Annotated in this window: 19 protein-coding genes; 8 read left to right on the top strand and 11 right to left on the bottom strand. The window is 43.7% G+C overall.

The window, feature by feature from the left end:
- The first annotated feature begins 202 nt into the window (after window positions 1-202).
- Window positions 203-1,261: a hypothetical protein gene (locus QUB04_RS00535; protein ID WP_333279912.1), complete on the top strand. Its 1,059-nt coding sequence runs from the start codon at window positions 203-205 to the stop codon at window positions 1,259-1,261.
- 1 nt (window position 1,262) lies between these two features.
- A complete protein-coding gene (locus QUB04_RS00530; RefSeq protein ID WP_333279910.1) occupies window positions 1,263-1,628 on the top strand; it encodes a hypothetical protein in 366 nt (121 codons plus the stop codon).
- Between the two features lie 229 nt (window positions 1,629-1,857).
- Here the strand turns inward: QUB04_RS00530 and QUB04_RS00525 are convergent, their stop codons facing one another.
- The 8 genes from QUB04_RS00525 to QUB04_RS00490 form a co-directional block, all read right to left on the bottom strand.
- Window positions 1,858-2,916 carry a potassium channel protein gene (locus QUB04_RS00525; RefSeq protein WP_333279908.1) on the bottom strand — a complete coding sequence of 353 codons (1,059 nt, stop codon included), beginning with the start codon at window positions 2,914-2,916 and terminating at the stop codon, window positions 1,858-1,860.
- A 125-nt stretch (window positions 2,917-3,041) separates the two neighbouring features.
- The gene (locus QUB04_RS00520) at window positions 3,042-5,876 is read right to left on the bottom strand and encodes an LpqB family beta-propeller domain-containing protein (protein WP_333279906.1); all 2,835 of its coding nucleotides are present in this window, start codon (window positions 5,874-5,876) and stop codon (window positions 3,042-3,044) included.
- 10 nt (window positions 5,877-5,886) lie between these two features.
- On the bottom strand, window positions 5,887-6,414 hold the full coding sequence (locus QUB04_RS00515) for a type IV pilin-like G/H family protein (protein WP_333279904.1): 528 nt from the start codon (window positions 6,412-6,414) through the stop codon (window positions 5,887-5,889).
- A gap of 116 nt (window positions 6,415-6,530) precedes the next feature.
- Window positions 6,531-7,037 (bottom strand): type IV pilin-like G/H family protein, encoded by a 507-nt coding sequence (locus tag QUB04_RS00510; RefSeq protein ID WP_333279902.1) that lies wholly within the window; start codon window positions 7,035-7,037, stop codon window positions 6,531-6,533.
- A 101-nt stretch (window positions 7,038-7,138) separates the two neighbouring features.
- Entirely contained in the window at window positions 7,139-7,666 is a 528-nt protein-coding gene (locus QUB04_RS00505) for a type IV pilin-like G/H family protein (RefSeq protein ID WP_333279900.1), read from the bottom strand.
- Between the two features lie 107 nt (window positions 7,667-7,773).
- Window positions 7,774-8,295, bottom strand: coding sequence for a type IV pilin-like G/H family protein (locus QUB04_RS00500; RefSeq protein WP_333279898.1), 522 nt, complete (start codon window positions 8,293-8,295; stop codon window positions 7,774-7,776).
- 116 nt (window positions 8,296-8,411) lie between these two features.
- The gene (locus tag QUB04_RS00495; protein WP_333037403.1) at window positions 8,412-8,972 is read right to left on the bottom strand and encodes an SPFH domain-containing protein; all 561 of its coding nucleotides are present in this window, start codon (window positions 8,970-8,972) and stop codon (window positions 8,412-8,414) included.
- A gap of 61 nt (window positions 8,973-9,033) precedes the next feature.
- Entirely contained in the window at window positions 9,034-9,579 is a 546-nt protein-coding gene (locus QUB04_RS00490) for an NfeD family protein (RefSeq protein WP_333279895.1), read from the bottom strand.
- A gap of 175 nt (window positions 9,580-9,754) precedes the next feature.
- Between QUB04_RS00490 and QUB04_RS00485 the strand changes: the two genes are divergently transcribed.
- Window positions 9,755-11,557, top strand: a complete 1,803-nt coding sequence (locus tag QUB04_RS00485) for an AAA-like domain-containing protein (RefSeq protein WP_333279893.1) — start codon at window positions 9,755-9,757, stop codon at window positions 11,555-11,557.
- A gap of 7 nt (window positions 11,558-11,564) precedes the next feature.
- On the opposite strand, the gene QUB04_RS00480 is transcribed toward QUB04_RS00485, so the two are convergent.
- Window positions 11,565-12,125: a Uma2 family endonuclease gene (locus tag QUB04_RS00480; RefSeq protein ID WP_333279892.1), complete on the bottom strand. Its 561-nt coding sequence runs from the start codon at window positions 12,123-12,125 to the stop codon at window positions 11,565-11,567.
- A gap of 302 nt (window positions 12,126-12,427) precedes the next feature.
- On the opposite strand from QUB04_RS00480, the gene QUB04_RS00475 reads away from it, so the two are divergent.
- The 4 genes from QUB04_RS00475 to QUB04_RS00460 all read left to right on the top strand — a co-directional run bounded on the left by QUB04_RS00475 (window position 12,428) and on the right by QUB04_RS00460 (window position 15,673).
- A complete protein-coding gene (locus QUB04_RS00475; RefSeq protein ID WP_333279890.1) occupies window positions 12,428-13,000 on the top strand; it encodes a type IV pilin-like G/H family protein in 573 nt (190 codons plus the stop codon).
- Window positions 13,001-13,023: 23 nt separating this feature from the next.
- Entirely contained in the window at window positions 13,024-13,794 is a 771-nt protein-coding gene (locus QUB04_RS00470) for a sterol desaturase family protein (protein ID WP_333279887.1), read from the top strand.
- Window positions 13,784-14,398, top strand: coding sequence for a rhodanese-like domain-containing protein (locus QUB04_RS00465; protein ID WP_333279885.1), 615 nt, complete (start codon window positions 13,784-13,786; stop codon window positions 14,396-14,398). The genes QUB04_RS00470 and QUB04_RS00465 overlap by 11 nt, the downstream gene beginning before the upstream one ends.
- 174 nt (window positions 14,399-14,572) lie before the next feature.
- Window positions 14,573-15,673: an iron-containing redox enzyme family protein gene (locus QUB04_RS00460; protein ID WP_333279883.1), complete on the top strand. Its 1,101-nt coding sequence runs from the start codon at window positions 14,573-14,575 to the stop codon at window positions 15,671-15,673.
- Between the two features lie 256 nt (window positions 15,674-15,929).
- Here the strand turns inward: QUB04_RS00460 and QUB04_RS00455 are convergent, their stop codons facing one another.
- Window positions 15,930-16,649, bottom strand: a complete 720-nt coding sequence (locus QUB04_RS00455) for an SAM-dependent methyltransferase (RefSeq protein ID WP_333279881.1) — start codon at window positions 16,647-16,649, stop codon at window positions 15,930-15,932.
- 248 nt (window positions 16,650-16,897) lie between these two features.
- On the opposite strand from QUB04_RS00455, the gene QUB04_RS00450 reads away from it, so the two are divergent.
- A complete protein-coding gene (locus QUB04_RS00450) occupies window positions 16,898-17,530 on the top strand; it encodes a hypothetical protein (RefSeq protein WP_333279879.1) in 633 nt (210 codons plus the stop codon).
- A 223-nt stretch (window positions 17,531-17,753) separates the two neighbouring features.
- Here the strand turns inward: QUB04_RS00450 and QUB04_RS00445 are convergent, their stop codons facing one another.
- A complete protein-coding gene (locus QUB04_RS00445; RefSeq protein ID WP_333144661.1) occupies window positions 17,754-17,993 on the bottom strand; it encodes a ChaB family protein in 240 nt (79 codons plus the stop codon).
- Window positions 17,994-18,281: the final 288 nt, after the last annotated feature.

Below are 18,281 nucleotides of genomic sequence, written 5' to 3'. Positions count from 1 at the left end.
TCAGATACAGCATTTGGCAAGTAGGTTAGCAGGGGAGAACGAGAGTGCTATTGCCCTATTGCCTCTGTTGGGAGTGCTATTGCCTCTGTTGGAATAGTGCGCCTTGTCAGAGATACCAGGCTAGAGATACCAGAAAAAAATTTAGCTTTTAAGCCTTTCTCAGGTTAAGATTAAGAAACAATAAAAGCCACTATCTAGAAAAATGCCTCTCGCACCACCCCCAAAAGCAAAAGCCACTATCCGCTTGATGGGTCAGGAAATGGAGAATTGTGAAGTCCCCATCGAAATTTTAGTGCGTGTTCTAGGTGGATTGCAACAAATTATTTACCTACTCGCTACTGTCGAAGAAAAAGGGACAGTGAAACAACGATTTAAAGTGCCTTTGGAAATGCAGCAGCGTTATGCTTTACGTGCTAGCATTCCTCAACCTGGAAGCTATACCCTTCCAATTGTGCTGAACTCAGGTTTTAATAGTCACTTGGGCAATTATACAGAAATTATGGAAAAACTGGAGTATTTTTTTTCCAGTTTAATCCATTCAAACTTTAAGCAAATTCAGGATATTTTCCCAGATTCAAAACTCAGGAATAGAGCTTTATTAGAAAGTAAAAGAATCCTACCAAAAGCCGGAGAAAATTGGAGTTTAGGATTTTCACGACCTGATAGACCTGAATTAAATCTCACCAACGGATCTACCGCTTATATCAATGGCTGGCTCAATCAAGAATCCTCTGAAGATACTGTAATGACAGTCACAGGAGAACTAATTCGCATTGACTTTGATAAACGCACGGTAGTTTTAAAGTATCCACCTACTCACCAGGAAATCGAATGTTTTTACCTGGAAGAGTTAGAAGATTCAATGATTGAAAATCGTCGCCAGCTAATGCAGGTAACAGGTCAGTTTACTTTGGATGCTGAGGGTCATCCTACTAAACTAACAGATGTTACCAGAATAGAACCCGTAGAACTATCTCCCATTATTTTGCGAGAAATTTCCTGGTTGGAGAGAAAGCTTATTTGCAAAAATCCCCTAAGACTGACCCCTAAAATGGATGAAGATACCAGTCAATTATTTGTGGTTGAAGAACCTAACATAGGGATTCACGTTTTTGCTTATACTCGTGATGATTTAATTTATGAAATTAATGAACAAATTGTGATGATGTGGGATGAATATGCCAAAGCGAGTGTTGAGGATCTAGCCTCAGATGCTCAACATTTAAGAAAGCAGTTACTCAACCAAATTGAAGAGGTCTAGAATGCCACGCCCGAAATCAAAAGTTGAGTCTGGATTATTAAAAAAGGGATTTCAAGAGTCAGAAGGAGATCATCATTATTTCATTTACTTTACCCAAGATGGCAAAAAAACACGAGCAAGGACTAAAACAAGCCATACAAAGAAGATGAAGGATATTCCCGATAGTCTTTTGGGGGAGATGGCAAAACAGTGTTATTTAGCAAAGCAACAATTTTTAGATTTGATTGATTGTCCACTGACTCAAGAAGACTATGAAAAAATTCTCCAAGCCAAAGGAATTATAAATACTTCTGATACTTCACCATTTCCCCAAACTCCAGAAAACAATGCTGACACTGGCCATCCACCCAAAGGGCCGACACCTTAAACCGCGCCCCACAATGAGGACACTCCGATCGCAACCTTAACCCCTGCTTTTCGCACCCCTGCGTTTGCTGAAACTGCAACTCAATCTTGTGACAAGGGGACTCGGCATAACACGCCCCACATAACCTTGGAGGCTCCAACTTCCCCAACCCAGTCGGCGTTAACTCACTCGCCCGCCGAAACCACCCCAAAAGAGGACTTACATTCCTGACTAGAAACCGGGCATCGTATTACTTTGGGGGCCGGGGGAGGCGAAAACTCAGGGGACTGAGGATTTGATTGAGAGTTCGCAGTTGTTCAGCAGTACCCAAACAAATCAGCATATCTCCTCCTTCGATCGCAGTTTCTCCAGTAGGCCCCACAATCAAAGTTCCGCCAGCGCGCCGGACTGCTAAAACCAAGGCCCCCGATTGCGATCGCAACTTGGCATTTCTCAAAGTTTGCCCGACGTAGACACAACTATTGGGATCGACCAAAAATTCCTCCATGTAAAAAGAACTATCGGTGCCCGTCAAAACACCGTCTAAAAAATCCATAACTTGAGGCCGCAAAGCCGCCGCCGCCATGCGTTTTCCCCCGGTAATGTAGGGGGATACGACTGCATCGGCGCCGCCCCGCTGCAACTTCTTTACCGCTTCTTCTGTGGTGGCGCGGGCGATCGCCCGTACCTTCGGATTCAGAGTTTTCGCCGACATGACAGTGTATAAATTCTCGGCATCCGAAGGCAAAGCTGCTACTATGCAAATTGCGCGATCGATCCCCACATTCACCAAAGTTTCGTCCAAAGTCGCGTCTCCTTGCACAGCCGTGTACCCCAGTGCCAAAGCTGCCTCAACCGACTGCACCGCTGAATCTATCACCACAAAAGAGATATATTCGGCCTGAAATTCCAAGGCAATTTGGCGGCCAGTGCGCCCAAAACCGCAGAGAATGTAATGCCCGATCAAAGAATCTACCAATCGTCGCTGCTGCCTAATTCTTGCTCCTTCTTGAAAATATCCTTCAATCAGCGCTTCTGTAAAGCGGTTGACGATGAAACCAATCACAATCACGCCCATCAAAATCAGGCATATAGTAAACATTCGCCCGCGTTTGCCGAGGGGGTGAAGTTCACCGTAGCCCACAGTTGCTAGGGTAAAGACTGTCATGTAAGCCGCATCTAGCAAAGGCCATTTTTCCATCTGCCAATACCAGAGAGTACCCGTGCATACAATGCCCCCAAGGGCGATGACTCCGTTTCTTAAGTCTTTTTGCAGGCGCTGGTATTTTTGTTCTAGAGTTGAATACACCGATCGGGCTGACCTATTACCTATTACCTGCTACCAATTTTAACGATATCAGCCCTAGACGCAGGGGCGGTCAAAAAGCCAGTTTCTGCCTAGATACTTTGCTGCCAAACTCAAGATTTTGACTCTTAACCCGGTTTTTTTTGCGTGAGTTCGGACTGAGTTCCAATCCCATCGCAGAGGTGGCGATTGTTTTGATTTGCGATCGGATTTGTCTGCAAATAATTGCGGACTCCATTACAACCCTGCTGCAATAAATCGTCAAGATTAAAATTCCACAGCATCACCGTACCGTCAGCACTAGCACTAGCGATCGCTTTGCCGTCTGGACTAAAACTCGCACTCCAAACAGCATCCTTGTTACCTTTTAAAGTTTTGAGCAACGTACCGTCAATGTTCCACAGCCTCAGCATTTTGTCTGTGCTTGCAGATAGCAAAATTTGGCTGTCTGGACTAAAGCTGATATTTGTCACTCCACTTGTATGCTTTAAAATACTTAGCGGTGTGCCGTCTTTGCTCCAAATTCTCGCAGTTCCCCCAGCACTTGCAGCCGCCAGCATGGCTCCGTCTGGACTGAAAGTTACACTCATAATTTTATCACTTTCCATCTGTAAAGTTCGGAGCAATTTGATATCGGTGCTGGCTTCGATTGACTGCTGTTTTTGCAACTTTTCCGTAACCTTTCTCAAACTCCAAAGTTTAACAGTGCCATCAGTACCAGCCACAGCAATTATCTGACCGTCTGGGCTAAAACTCGAGCTGGTTATCCAACCTCGCTCCACTTGAAAAGTTGACAATTCTTCACCGCTGATTTTCCAGAGTTTAACAGTGCCATCGGCACTGGCAGAAGCAATAATATTACCATCTGGACTCAAAGAGACGCTTGTTATTTGAGCGCTATGTCCTTTAAAATTGTGGATCAATGTGCCATTTTTTTGCCAAATTTTTACAGTTTGGTCGTCGCTTGCTGAGACAATAATCTGACTGCTAGGATTGAAGATGGCCCTGATAATTTTATCCGTATGCCCTGTTAATGTTGCTTGCAAAGTTCCATTAGTTTGCCAAAGTTTGATATAATTATCATCGGTAGCAGTCACAATTGTTTGACTGTCGGGACTGAAACTCGCGAAAGCAAGGGTACTGGCTTGAGTCTGCAAGCGGCGGCGTTCCCGAAAGTTGTAAACTGCCTGTTCGAGGGCGATCGCCACTCGCATCTGAATATCTGAACTCACTCCGAGCGATCGTTTCATTTCTGTAACAGCTCTGATGCTTTCTAGCAGAGCTTCCTCTTTTTTATCCGCAGCAAATAGCGTTTCTGATAGCAAACTGAGAGTGAGAATTTTGTTGTTTCTTTCTTCGATTGACGGTTTTACCCAAAAAGTTACTATCAGGATTGATATTAGTATGACTGCGGCTCCTGTAACTGTTTGCACTCTCAGTTGTTGCTCGCGCCAAAGTTTAACTGCAATCGCTTTTTTCTGCTTTTGTGCTTCGCTTAGTTCCTCTAGTAACTTTTTTTCGCGGCGCAGTTGTTCAATTTCAGTTTGAGTTTGTTTTTCGCGATCGCGCAATTTGGCAAATTCCGCTTCTTGACTCGCACCTAAAAATTGATAATCTTGGGTGCTCAAGCTTTTATTAGCCGCCCACTGTCGGGCATCTTCCAGTGCTTGACCGCGCAACAAGCGAGATTCGTCTTGACAATTTGTAGCTATCCATGCTGTTAGGGATTCAGCATAGGGGCGCAAGTCGCCGAGTGCTTTTTCTAGCCAGTCGTGGCTGAATATAGCTGCGTAAATGCGGTTGGATACGGTTAATTTTCCGGCTCGTTTTACTACTAATCCGCTCAGCCGCAATTCTGTTTGTTCGGGAGTATCATCCGCGCAGATTCCCCCACCACCTTTTAACAAGGGTAATTCGGGCATTTTATCGCCCCAGATTAAGGGGGGTTGGGGGGGATCGCAGGGTGGCAATATTTTTTGATATAGTCCTAATAACCTACTGGCGTGGTGCTGACTCCTGAGAAGGCGATCGCGAATTGTTTTGATGTGTACTGGTTCATCGGACGATTCCCAATTATCAATAATATGTGATTGCACTATCTCGCTAATTAATAATTGATTTGTAGTAAAATTTTCGGTTTTGCTTTCATCCGTTGAGTCTGATATAATAGACGCCAAAGCTAAGCTTTTTACATGGTGCAGAATCAGCTTGCAAAGCTTTTGAGTCAGAAATGGCTGCCCTCCAGTCCAATCCAAAATCTCTTTTAAAACCTCTTGAGGATTGTCTACTTTTCCCTCAAATCCCTTTGCTAAAGGCAGAGCTTCCTGTAATGTAAAACCGTGCAATTCAATTGCTAAACCGATATTAAAAGGCGTGCGAGTTGCATCGGTAATTAAATCCGATGGCGTAGCTACTCCCAGCAAAGCAAATGTAATGCGCTGGTATTCTGAATTGTGAGCGCGTTTATTGTAGCAACATCTAATTAATGCAAAGAAATCGTCTAGCGGTTCTTGGAAACTCAGAACGCTATCAATTTCATCAATAAAAATGACCAGGTTTTGAGAAATTTTGACCAGCAGCAATTCTTCAATTAACTCTCCTAAGCGCTGCACCGGCGACATCAACTCTCTCTCCCGCCACCAAGCCATAAACTCGACTGGGTTAAACAGGTTGAAGCTGCACAATAGCTTGTAAGCGACGCCGCCGTACCACTTATCTAGAGAGACTTGCTGGTTGCCAATGTCCGAAAGGTCGATCGTAGCACAGGCAATGCCATCAGCCGAGAGTTTTTGTACAGTTCGCACCAGCAAACTGGATTTGCCCATTTGTCGGGAATTGAGCACGTAACAAAACTCTCCAGCTTTGAGGGCTTGATAAAGTTCTGAGTCAGCTTGTCGCACTACATAAGTAGGTGCATTTTGCGGGAGACTGCCGCCGATTTGATATTGGTAATCCACTGTCATTATCTAGCCTCTAGTCATAAGTTTGTGGCATTTCAATGGTGCCTGGAGCACAAGCAATTTTACCATTTTGATAAGTTGGTTCTGGTGGTTTGATTGTACCAGGAGAATCAGATCGGCACAATATAGATGTGGTCGTTATTTTATTTTTAGAAGCATTTGACTCAACTTTTGTAGCAGGAATTACAAAAACTGCACCGACAAAGCTTTTAAGATCTTTATGCTTTGAGACTCCATAATTAAATGTTGCTTTGTTTGTTGTAGGGTGGGAATATTTGTAATTTTCTGTCTCGGTTTTAATATTGCGAATTCTTAAAGCCTTAACAGAAGAGCTAAAAACACTTTTTTCGGCAAAATAGGCTTGCTGACGTTTGTTGATTAAGCTAATATAATCTCTGGGTTCCCATTGCTTGTTGTTCCTAAGCTTAACCTGAAAGGATGGCACAGCTACCGAAGCCAATACTCCAATCACGATTAAAATCGCTAAGCATCCACCAACATTCGATGCAAGGCTAGCTGATTTATAATTTTGTTGACTCATAGTTTTGTATCCTCTCTGTTTGTAGTAAAAACTTTAGTCCGGTAAATTTCAATTGAATGCCGACTTTATATTAGTAATCGACAGTCATTATATTGCGTATAGTTAGATTACTGGGGTCATTGTTTTGTACCTTTACCACAAGCAATTTTACCATTTTTATAGGTTGGTATCGATGGTTTAATTGTACCGGGAGAATCTGATTGGCACAAGATGGTTATGGTTATTATTTCATCTTTAAGGGCATTGGAAACCACTTTTTTAGCATGAACTACAAAGACACCGCCAACACAGCTTTTCAAGTCTTTTGTCTTAGATAATCCATAATTAAATGCTGTTTTTTTAGTAGCTATAACTGAATATTTGCCGTTTGCTGTTTCTGTTTTAATGCGAATTTCTAAAGCCTTAACAGAAGTGGCAAAAGCACCTTTTTCTGCAAAGTGAGCCTGCTGAGCTCTGTTCATTGCATTAACATAGTGTTGGGGTTCCGAACCCTTTGCCTTCCCAGCCTGCTTCAGAAATGATGGCAGAGTGATCGCGCCAATGACTCCAATGCCCATTAAAAGCAATAAGCATCCGCAACCATTAGGTGAAATGCTAGCTGATTTAGAATCTTGTTGGCTCATAGTTTTGTATCCTCCCTGTTTGTAGTAAAGACTTTAGTCCGGTAAATCTCAATTGAAAGCCGATTTAATCTTGTAATCGACTGTCATTATATTGCATATAGTTAGTTTGGTGAGACCATTGGTCTTGTGCCTTTACCGCAAGCAGTTTTACCATTTTCATAGGTGGGTTCCGCTGGTTGAATGCTACCGGGAAAATCAGCTTCGCAGAATATGAACGTTGTAGTTATTTCCTCTTTAGTAGCATTGGGAACAAAGTTTTTTGACGGAACAATAAAAACACCGCTGACATAACTTTTTAATTCGTTTTCCTTTGCTACTGCATAATTAAATGCTGCTTTCTTAGTGGCGCGAATTGAATACTTGAAAACTTTTGTCTCTGTTTTAATGCCAATTCCCAAAGCGTTAATAGAAGTGGAAAAAGCATTTTTTTCGGCAAAATAGGCTTGCTGACCTCGGCTCATTGATCTAACATACTGTATCCCTTCCATTTTCTTATATTTACATCCCTTGCAACCACCCAGAAATGATGGCAGAGCGATCGCGCCAATTACTACAATGCCCATTAAAAGCAATAAGCATCCGCAACCATTAGGTGAAAGGCTAGCTGATTTAGAATCTTGTTGACTCATAGTTTTGTATCCTCCCTGTTTGTAGTAAAGACTTTACTCCGGTAAATCTCAATTGAAGGCCGATTTGAGCTTGGTAATCGACTGTCATTATATTGCGTATAGTTAGATTATTTGGACAGTTGTGTTGTGCCTTTCCCACAAGCAATTTTACCATTTTCATAGGTGGGTTCCGCTGGTTTAATTGTACCGGGAGAATCAGCTTCGCACAATATAGACGTTGTAGTTATTTCCTCTTTAGCAGCATTTGGCTCAAAGTTTTTAGCAGGAACTAGAAAGACACCGCCCACATAAGTTTTTAAGTCGTTTTTCTTGGATACTCCATAATTAAATGCTGCTTTCTTAGTGACCCGAATTGAATATTTGAAATTGGTTGTCTCTGTTTTAATGCCAAGTCCTAAAGCATCAACAGAAGTAGCAAAAGCACTTTTTTCTATAAATAGAGCTTTCTGTGCGTGATTCATTGAGCTAAGATACTGTTTTGCTTCAAATGTCCTAGTCTTATCTTGCGGGCCAGCAATAAATAATGGCAGAGCGATCGCGCCAATTACTACAATGCCCATTAAAAGCAGTAAGCATCCGCAACCGTTATAAGTTGAATTGCTCATACTTGATTCTTGATGTTTAGTCATGGTGTTGTCTCCTTAAATGGTATATACAAGGCGAATTAAATTCGGCGAGGCCGAGCCTCTGGAACTGCGTTACCAGGATCTTCCTGGTAACGAGGAAAAGGAGGAAATACTAATCTCTAAGCTCGCAGCTTTTGTACTTCTTTCCGGTCAATGGATGTGGGCTGAACCACTTTACTGCCGATCGCAAAATCGCGCAATTCCACTCTCGTAAACTTCACACCCCAAGGATCTGTCGCTGTATCCAACTCCTCTACTAAAGCATTATTGATTTCATGGCGAGCCGTGTAAAGTTCCTCCAGAGATAATGTCGCAATGTGAGTCCGAATTGAAAGAATCAGCATATTTAACATCGCTTCCTTGAGATTCTGCACTTTGTAGGAAGCTTTTTCTAAGTCAATTATTCGCCAGTAAACAATAAACTCAACGGTGATGGCAAGGCGATCGCGCGTCGTGCATTCTTGCGGTGGCAAGTTTAAAATTTGCTCGCGCAGAGTTTGTTTATAGGCGACTGTTTCGACAAAGGGAATCAGAAATGTCAAACCAGGTTCGAGTTTCTTGCGATCGTACTTCCCGAAAATTTCAACTAAAGCCTCATCTCCTTGACGGACGATTTTGACGCTGCTGGCTAAGGATACTCCGGTGATTGCAAACAACACCATCAAAAAATACTGATACATAATGAATCTCCTGGTAATTTTAAGCTGTGAACTAAAGAGGAATTGAGGTTGCGGCTAAGATTTAGCCGTTGATGTGAATTAATCTGTCAGGTACAACAATCAGCGTGTTTCCTTCGCGGCGCAAAACGTAAACTTTTTGTCGGGGTGCGATCGCCCCTTGGGAATCTTCATTGCGAGCTTTCCACGAAGCCCCTTCATAAATCACCATTCCGGTTTCTCCGGGGAAAATCTCGGAGATAGTTGTCGCTTCGGTTGCTTCGGGAATTACAAATTTTTTGCGGACAATAAAAATTGGTCGAATCCAAATACTCAGCGCGAGGGCTATTCCCATCCAGTAGAAAATTTGCCAGTCAAAATCTTCATACATTATGTTCGCCCAACTAAACTGAAATGCTACAGATCCTCTCCACAAAATAAAGGATTCAATTAAAGCCGAAGCTCCCATCATTAGCACGTAAAACCTGTATTTCTGGGGCTGAGTTTTGATGATTAATAACTCGATCGCACTAAGCACAACTCCCAGCAGCAGCCAGAATAGGGGCGGGGTGAAGGCGAAACCGGGTTGATTAGTGGCTGAGGCCAGCGACCAAATTAGGATAGAATGCACAATGCTTTTACCTCGTTGCGATGTAGCTCAACCTTGTTATTTCTAATCTAATCAGGTGGCTATTTGAGTTGGCGACTGAGTTATTGGAAAATTCATCGACTTTTCATCGACTTTTCATCGACTTGAGGCGCGGTTGGCATTTATGATGGTTTCAGTGTTTTGATTGTGATAAGCAATGCCACGATCGCTAAGGGTGCGCGAAGAGTGCATTCGCGCAGTTAAATCCTGTCTCCTGAGAAATGGCTTTCCGAGTCAGAAAATTCTGGCTGAGGATTTAGGGATGGCCCAATCTACTGTCAGCCATTTTCTGAATGGCAAACCTGTGGATTATGCCAATTTCATCGAAATTTGTCGCGGATTGGGCCAGGAATGGCGCGATATAGCCGATTTTGACGCGAATTCAGAGCCAGAGGAGGTAGTGCTGGTGAGGGCAAAAGTGGCGCTCGTCTTCGAGGGCTTTCCTTCGGATCGCTTCGCTAACGCCAACGCCCGATCGACCTCAAACACCACCCTTTCTCAGCAGTTACACCAAGCTTTGAGTGTGGGAGGCCACGAAGTCTTTTTTATTAACAACAGCAGCGACTCAGCCTCATATTTAAAGCGTTGCGATTATTTGCTGTTGCTGATTTCGGAAGAATCGGCCGCTAGCGAAATGGTATTGGAACAAGTGCAGCTAGCCAAAGAATTGCACAATTTAACTGGTCATAAACCCGCAATTTTACCGATTTTACTTGAATTAAATACACCGCTTTCTTTTGATTTACTGAGCTATTTAGCAGGAATTCAGCCCTGGCTGTGGCGCGGTGTTGGCGACTCATTTAAGTTAATATCACAAATTTTAACCATTATCAAAGAAGGTCGCACATCGTTAACTGCCGACCATGAATTAGCTGTAGAATGGAAAGAAATTACTAGCATCAAACAGTCAATAATTCAACCCCTGCCAGCAGCGCCGCCAGAATTGCCGGGAGGACAAGTTGAACTCACTTCTTGTTTTTATATCGATCGCCCTCCGATCGAATCGCGCTGTTACGAGACGATCGCCCAACCGGGAGCACTGATCCGCATCAAAGCACCCAGACAAATGGGCAAAACTTCCTTAATGGCGAGGATTTTGCATCATGCAGAACAGCAAGGTTCTCGCACGGTAGCGCTGAGTTTTCAGCTAGCAAATCGGAAAATATTCGCTAATTCAGATACATTCTTGCAGTGGTTTTGTGCTAGCCTCGGTCAAGAGTTAGGAATGCTGGAGCAGTTGCCCAAGTGTTGGGAATTAGCCGATTTGATTGGCAGCAATCAGTGCTGCAAGGCTTATTTTGAACAGTATTTGCTGTCAGAATCCTCAAAACCTCTGACGTTAGGCTTGGATGAGAGCGATCGCCTGTTTGAATCCCCGGAAATTGCTGATGATTTTTTTGGCTTATTGCGAGCTTTGCATGAAGAAGCAAAACGGCGCGATATTTGGAAAAAGTTTCGTTTGATTGTGGTGCATTCGACGGAAGTTTATATCCCGCTGGATGTGAATAAATCGCCGTTTAATGTGGGTTTACCGATTGAATTGCCAGAGTTTAATTCTCAGCAAGTGCAAAATTTGGCAAAGCGGCACGGATTGAATTGGAGTGGGAATGAAGTTGGAGACTTGATGGGGTTAGTGGGCGGAAATCCTTATTTAGTGCGGCTAGGAATGTATCATATTTCACGTCAAGATGTGACTTTAGATCGGTTAGTGAAAGAATCTGCAACTGAAGCGGGAATTTACAGCGATCATTTGCGGCGACATTTATGGAATTTAGAGAAATATTCGGAATTAATGGAGGCGATGAGAGAGATTGTGAGTGTTTCCCAGCCAGTTAGATTGAGGTCAGAATTGGGGTTTAAGTTAAATAGTATGGGGTTGGTGAAATTGGATGGAAATCATTGCATTCCGAGATGTCGGTTGTATCAGGAGTATTTTGGCGATCGGCTTGACTGCAAATAATCCCTATTTACCCGATCGCCAAATCCACACTAACTACAAATTCGGGAAAAGCCAGGGGCGCAACTTCGTCGCCCCGCCAAAACCTCAGCATTAAACTGTAACCGTTAACCGTTGGCTGGCGGTAAACTTCCAAGCAGTTTTCCTGTAAATTTACTATCCAGACTTCCTGAATTCCCGATCGAGCGTAAATAGGAAGTTTCACGTCTGTGTCATAATCTATTGAAGTGTCAGCTACTTCTATTAACAGTAAAACTTCGGATGGGACAGGATGGGCAGTTGAATAGTAATCGGCGCGAGGTTGCAGCAATACTAAATCGGGTTGCGGTTCGGTTCGCTGGCTGACTTGAATGGGGTTTTGTACAGTCACAATCGCCCTTTCTTCTGGAAGCCGGCAAAAGAGTCGGGTAATGCGGTTAACACAACCTGCGTGACGAGTTCCAATTGCGGCCATTTGAACAAGTTCTCCTTCTATCAATTCTACGCGATCGCCCTCTGAAAGAATACCAGCTTTACCCATCAGATGGTATTCTTCTACGGTGAAAAGTCTTTTGAGCAACTGCACTGCCATAACTTACCGTTCCTCTAATTATTTCTTCGATTATAGTCACACGCCCTATTAAATGCCAGTGATGTCTAAAGTCGATGAGAAGTCGATGAAAAGTCAGTCGAGTTCTCAAATAGCCTGGTGATTTAATAGAGATAGAGTAGAAGCAAGGCACAATATGCGAGGTTTGCATACCCCGCCGCACTCAGTGATATATTCAGTTTAACCTCAATGAGGCATTTACCTGAAACCTGAATATTGTCGCGCCTCTCCTCCAATCCTTACTCGCTGGACAACTAATCGGCTAACACATTTGAAGAACAACCATGCAGCTTAAGACAAACCCTCAACTCGATGCACTCGATAAAAAAGCGGAATCTTCAGAAAAAAATATTCTCCCTGACAAAAAACGTAAGTCATGGGTAGGAACTTTACTGAGAATCACTTTTATTTATTTTCCTCTGGGCAGCATAATAGTTGGTGCGCTCGCCCTCCCTTCTTTTGTCGGTTGTGGTGGCAAGGCGAAGCAATCAGAAGGTAAACAATATGTTAGCTCAATGAACAAAGGTCAACAAGCAATATACGCCGAGGAGGGCGCATTTTCCAATTCCGTTAATGCCCTAGGCCTCGGCATTAAAACTCAGACAACCAACTATAACTATTCAACCATATCTACCAAAAATTCTGCGTTTAGTTATGCTGTAGCCCGCAGCAATAATCTTCGTAGCTATGTCGGGGCTGTATTTTTAGTACCTGTTTCCAAAGCAGCTAACAAAGAGAAGACTACTGTATCCATTCTGTGTGCAGCAAATTCTCCTGGAAATACCCAACCGCCTGCTCCTATCCTTCAGAATGGTAATCCTGTCTGCGCTGCTGGTAGTAGCGATGTGCTTAAGTAAATATCGACATTAATCAGAATCTCATGTTACCTGAAATTGTCAAAGGCTTCATCATCTTAGCTTGCATCTTCATTCCCCTCGAAAGAATCTTTTCCTTGCACAAGCAAAAGATATTTCGTTTCGGATGGGAAACCGATGCCACATATTTTTTTATCGGTCACTTTATTGGTAGATTAGGCGCTATTGTTGTGACCGTAATTTTGTCGCTAATGACTAATTTACTCAACCCGGAATTGCAAAGCAAAGTAGCCTCTCAACCTGTCTGGTTGCAGTTGGCAGAAGCAGTTATAGTTTCAGATATGGCATATTATATCGCTCACAGACTACTGCATGAAGTACCCTGGCTTTGGCAATTTCATGCAGTCCATCACAGCATTGAACACATGGACTGGTTAGCAGCAGTGCGGGTGCATCCCTGCGAGCAACTATTTACTCAGATTTGCAAAATTATGCCTCTTTACTGGTTGGGATTTACCAAGGAGAGTTTGGTGGCTTATGCTCTTTATTCGGCGGCGATCGCTTTCTTAATTCATTCTAATATTAAATTAAAATTTGGCATCCTAAAATGGTTCATAGCCACCCCACAATTTCATCACTGGCATCACAGTAAAATTCCCGGAATAAACAACAAAAACTTTGCTGTTCAGTTGCCACTGTTAGATTTGCTATTTGGCACTATCTATATGCCAGCGAAAAAAATGCCTCATAAATATGGAATCTCTGATTCTATACCTGCTGGATATGTCGGACAAATTTTCTATCCATTTTCAAGGATGATTAAAAATGCTAGATAAAAATGCAAAACCAGGTATTAATCGCTATTCTCGCTTTTTGCTGGTAATTCTGGGTTTTGGCTTGACGAGTGTTGCTTCTCTGGGTGCAGTTGCCCTATTTCATCACATGGATATCCTAACTTTTATCGCCAGTTTAAATACGAAACAAGTAAGTGTTACCCAATTGCAGCAGGGTAAGTTGAAACCAGTGATTTTGATCGATGTGCGATCGCCAGAAGAATACGCGGAAGATCGCATCGGAGAAAGTCCCCTGGTTCCCATAATCGATATTGAGATGGGGTTCGGTGTCAAGCAGATTCAATCCATTGTCAAAGCTAGGGTTAAATCAGAGCGAACTCAGCCGATAATTGTACTTTATTGTGCCAGAGGGGGGCGATCGGTTAAAGCATACAAACAGTTGGAAAAAGTCGCTCGGTATTCCCAAGAATCTGCGGGAAATGAGACTAATAAGATTAAGGATATTAGCCTGAATGTTGTTGTCCTTTCAGGAGGTATCAAAGCGTGGCGGGAAGCAGTGCCGGCTGCAAAAGATGCTCAGATATTAGCTCCAATTACTTTGGGGAGTTTGATAAAGTCTCCGTCAGTCACCATGCTTTCGGAATGAATCGGGGCAGTTGTGACCAAATTGATTTCTATAAAATCTCTATCAATGGAAGGGTGTATGCGGCTGACAGATTCGCTATGTTGAAAGTAATTAGCCAGAATCCTCAGCAATCTGCAACGGTTGGCTGTTTGGGCAGGCAGCACAATAATCAAAGTCATAACATAAGTTGATTCCATGCAAAACACGGCAGATTTACTCCCCAAAATAGACTCGCCGAGTCTTCCCAAAAAGCAACCCGCACCCCCAAATTACGAAGCAGCCGATCGCCAATTTGTCAATTTGCTAGAAGTCGAGGATTTAGACAAGACGGTGGCGGCAAAACCGTTACTTGTCAGCGATTTTGAAAGCGCGATCGCCTATGCAATTCAAGCAGCTTACCAACAGGAACCGGGCGATGAGGCCGCTCACCGCTTCTTGCAGCGCGTACTTTACCGTATCAACCGCCTCAACTTGTTTTGGTACGACGATTTGCGCCGCTACAATAACGAACGATCGCACTATTTGCGTTCCGTGCGCGATCGCATTGAGGAACCTTGGCAGCAGTGGGAAATCGCGCAAATCGACGTTGCAGCGCTGCAAAAATTGCCGGATGTCAAGCAAGCGCTGCGCGATCGCGCGGCCGCCGATGTCGATCCTCCTTTGAACGAGAGCGATCGCTATTTGCGGGAACAGATGACTGAGGAGGGATACAAACACCTACTGGCGATCGCCTCCTTCGACGGTTTAGTGGAAGCCAGCCGTGTTTCTCGCATCATCGGCGGTGCCGGCAACGAAATTCAGTGTACCCTTACGCGAGTGCTGATCGAAGAATACGGTGGCGGTCGCCTCCCCCGCAAGCATTCGACCTTTTTTGCTCAAATGCTGGCCGAATTCGGGATGAGTACAGAACCGGAAGCGTACTTCGATTTAGTGCCTTGGCAAGTGCTCGCAAGCATTAATCACAACTTTCTGCTGACGGAACGCAAGCGCCATTTTCTGCGCTACAACGGCGGACTCACTTATTTTGAGGTGGCGGGGCCTGTGGCTTACCGCAATTATCTAGCCGCCGCCCAGCGTCTGGGCCTCTCGCAGGCTGCGATGGGTTATTGGGAACTGCACATCAAAGAAGATGAGCGTCACGGCCGCTGGATGTTGGATGAAGTGGCGATCCCGCTGGTTGATAGATACCCGCAGGAGGCGTGGGAACTGGTGTTGGGGTACGATCAGGAGAAGTCGATCGGCGATCGGGCTGGGGCTGCTGTAGTGCGATCGATCCAAGCCACAGAACACAATTAACAGCTATATCCTAGGGTACGTCAGAGACTGATGCACCCTAGATATTGCAACGTTCTCAATAATCCTTTTAGGAACAGGCAAGATGCCTGTTCCACAAGAAATACACTCTTTGTGGAACAGGCATCTTGCCTGTTGCTGACAATGGTAGAACAGGCAAGATGCCTGTTCCACAAGAAATACAATCTTTGTGGAACAGGCATCTTGCCTGTTGCTGACAATGGTGCAACATCCCAGATGCACCTACCAGGCCTATATTTTAGAATGCTGTCATTAACTTAATGAGCTCGATCGACAAATCTCTTTGCGACTTTTGGTGCTTCTTAAACAAAACTCCAGCCAGCAGATAGATGTTTTCCGAATAAAAAGCCATTCCCTGTTCTCTGAGAGTGGCGATCGCGCTTTTCACCTTGGGTTCCGAGCTATAATAGCCAAAATTTAAAGGTGCAATTTCAAAATTCGCAACCGAGTAGCCTCGATCCAAGGCATAATCGATCAAACCCACAGGATTAGAATAGCTAGAAACCATCAGCAAAACTTCGTCGCTGCCCAAAGACAAAAGTTTCTTAGCAATTGTCGAACCATCACTCCCGCCGTGCAACAGTGGCTGGTAAATCTTATCATCCACCGCCGGCAAGTAAGGCGGATTTGAGATGACACAATCCGCCGACTCGTATAAAGGCGAATCAAAAAAAGAGCAATTGTTGACTGTGTATCGTTCGCTCAGTTCATATTGCTTAATTTGAGACTGAGCAATTTTCCAAGCTACATTATTTAGCTCAAATCCCTGTATTGTCCCATCAAAATCACTTCTCAGCAAAGACTTAATAACAGGACTTCCCTCTCCTGAACCAAACTCTACGATAAGTCGAGAATTGTCACTAGCATTTAACACTAAACTTTCCAAGCAGTGCGCGTAAAAATCCGATTCTTCCGGGCAGTGGAATACCTGTTTCAGAGGATGGGATGAAGTGAGCATAAATTCTGTAACAAAGTTGACTATTTTTAAAGTATCGAATAAGTAATATTCCAGCCATCTGTCCCAAGAGCTATTTTATCAACTTGTACAATCTATCTCTTCCTGTTTTACCTGGTGCGATCGAATAACTCTTACTGCCGGCAGATTAGCCAATTAACTAGATTAATCCGATTGACAGATTGCAATTAGAGCGATTGCTGGTGAGATAGTACCTAAGCAAATAATTGTAAATCTTAATAGTGTCAGATATGACCTTTTTTAATTATTCAGTTCCCCCTCTGCGCCGGAAACAGATTAACATCGAGCTTCAGGATTTAGAAGGGCTTTGGCAGGTTCAGTTTCCCCTTGGCAAAGATCGATTTTATTCACAATTTTATACTTGTCTCGATCGAACTTGCTTGCTGTGGAGCTTGCTGTTAATAGCCATGTTCGGCACAGCACAATTTTTGTCTGTGAGTTGGATGCTGCAAGCCGGTTTGTGGTCAGCCCTCAGCCTCGTAGGTACAGCAGCAATGGTAAGCATGACATACTCTTGGGTCAAAATAGAACGCCTGATTTGGGTGCTTTACGGTTGGGTAATACTAATGTTATTAGGATTGCTGCTGACCGATTTAGCAATTTTTCTCAGTTGGGGAAAAGTATTGGCGAATCTCTGTCCCCTGTGGTTGGGAATGAGCGGAATTGGGTATTTGGGGACGGGATTCGCAGTGCGATCGCGCGCGCTTTTAGCGGCAAGTTTATTTCACCTGTTGGGAATATTAATTTTACCTTACACGGGGGGTTGGCTTTTCCTATTTACGGGAGCCATAATGGTATTTAGCTTGCTCGTTTTAGCCGAATTGCAATGGGATATGCGCCAGCCTATTAACAGGCTCGATTAACCTCTGTACCACCGCCATTCCAACAGCTATCAACGTCAAGCATGAACCACAAGTGATGAGTAGATTGCTAATGACTGATGCTCTCATGCCCGCTAGAATAACGTCACTGCGATTGGTGGGTAGTGAGGATGCTTCGTTCTCATCAAAACTTGAGGAATGAAGCCCTCACTACACAGCGAATAGGGGTTATGTTAGCGGACACGATATTACTAATGGCTGATAACTAATTGCCACCAGACTGTACTGATTTGCGGGTTTGGTTAGTATCGTCGCCCTTGTGATGCCACGTGCCACCTTCTTGAACATATTCAGATTTTACACTGTTCCAAGCAACGCTAGTAGCACCATCTGCGCTCATTCCATCTTCGCTAGCGCTCTTAAAAGCAGCCTGAAAAATTTGTTTAGCTCCTTGGGGGAGTTCTTGTGCTTCCGAAGGTAAGGTGTCAAATTGTTGTTCTGGCATAATGACCTCTAATTATTAAACATAAATGTAATCTTATATACGAGAAGCAACTACTTTCCTCTCTCTAAAAGCAAGTTTTAAACCGCATTTTTCTCATTCTAAGGACAGATGTAATATTAAATTTATTCTGCTCCGAGAAGGCAATGGGCTTGCGGTTGCTGGTTGGGCAGGATTTGGGTAATTTCCTTGCTCAAACATCGATTAATCTGATTTCGGCTTGTTAACTTGCGAACTTAGAAAAAGCAATTAACATTAGATAGCGAATTCTGGCAATAATTCGATACAGCA

It is taken from the genome of Microcoleus sp. D2_18a_B4, assembly GCF_036702475.1.
GTDB lineage: Bacteria > Cyanobacteriota > Cyanobacteriia > Cyanobacteriales > Microcoleaceae > Microcoleus.
This window is presented reverse-complemented; position numbering and strand designations above follow the sequence as displayed.

Excerpts from the sequence above, each read along its gene's own strand:
- QUB04_RS00520 (WP_333279906.1), bottom strand. The coding sequence starts at position 5,876 with ATGACAGTGGATTACCAATATCAAATCGGCGGCAGTCTCCCGCAAAAT.
- QUB04_RS00470 (WP_333279887.1), top strand. The coding sequence starts at position 13,024 with ATGTTACCTGAAATTGTCAAAGGCTTCATCATCTTAGCTTGCATCTTC.
- QUB04_RS00500 (WP_333279898.1), bottom strand. The coding sequence starts at position 8,295 with ATGACTAAACATCAAGAATCAAGTATGAGCAATTCAACTTATAACGGT.
- QUB04_RS00480 (WP_333279892.1), bottom strand. The coding sequence starts at position 12,125 with ATGGCAGTGCAGTTGCTCAAAAGACTTTTCACCGTAGAAGAATACCAT.
- QUB04_RS00485 (WP_333279893.1), top strand. The coding sequence starts at position 9,755 with ATGCCACGATCGCTAAGGGTGCGCGAAGAGTGCATTCGCGCAGTTAAA.
- QUB04_RS00455 (WP_333279881.1), bottom strand. The coding sequence starts at position 16,649 with ATGCTCACTTCATCCCATCCTCTGAAACAGGTATTCCACTGCCCGGAA.
- QUB04_RS00510 (WP_333279902.1), bottom strand. The coding sequence starts at position 7,037 with ATGAGCCAACAAGATTCTAAATCAGCTAGCATTTCACCTAATGGTTGC.
- QUB04_RS00495 (WP_333037403.1), bottom strand. The coding sequence starts at position 8,972 with ATGTATCAGTATTTTTTGATGGTGTTGTTTGCAATCACCGGAGTATCC.
- QUB04_RS00530 (WP_333279910.1), top strand. The coding sequence starts at position 1,263 with ATGCCACGCCCGAAATCAAAAGTTGAGTCTGGATTATTAAAAAAGGGA.
- QUB04_RS00535 (WP_333279912.1), top strand. The coding sequence starts at position 203 with ATGCCTCTCGCACCACCCCCAAAAGCAAAAGCCACTATCCGCTTGATG.
- QUB04_RS00515 (WP_333279904.1), bottom strand. The coding sequence starts at position 6,414 with ATGAGTCAACAAAATTATAAATCAGCTAGCCTTGCATCGAATGTTGGT.
- QUB04_RS00465 (WP_333279885.1), top strand. The coding sequence starts at position 13,784 with ATGCTAGATAAAAATGCAAAACCAGGTATTAATCGCTATTCTCGCTTT.
- QUB04_RS00445 (WP_333144661.1), bottom strand. The coding sequence starts at position 17,993 with ATGCCAGAACAACAATTTGACACCTTACCTTCGGAAGCACAAGAACTC.
- QUB04_RS00460 (WP_333279883.1), top strand. The coding sequence starts at position 14,573 with ATGCAAAACACGGCAGATTTACTCCCCAAAATAGACTCGCCGAGTCTT.
- QUB04_RS00475 (WP_333279890.1), top strand. The coding sequence starts at position 12,428 with ATGCAGCTTAAGACAAACCCTCAACTCGATGCACTCGATAAAAAAGCG.
- QUB04_RS00505 (WP_333279900.1), bottom strand. The coding sequence starts at position 7,666 with ATGAGTCAACAAGATTCTAAATCAGCTAGCCTTTCACCTAATGGTTGC.
- QUB04_RS00450 (WP_333279879.1), top strand. The coding sequence starts at position 16,898 with ATGACCTTTTTTAATTATTCAGTTCCCCCTCTGCGCCGGAAACAGATT.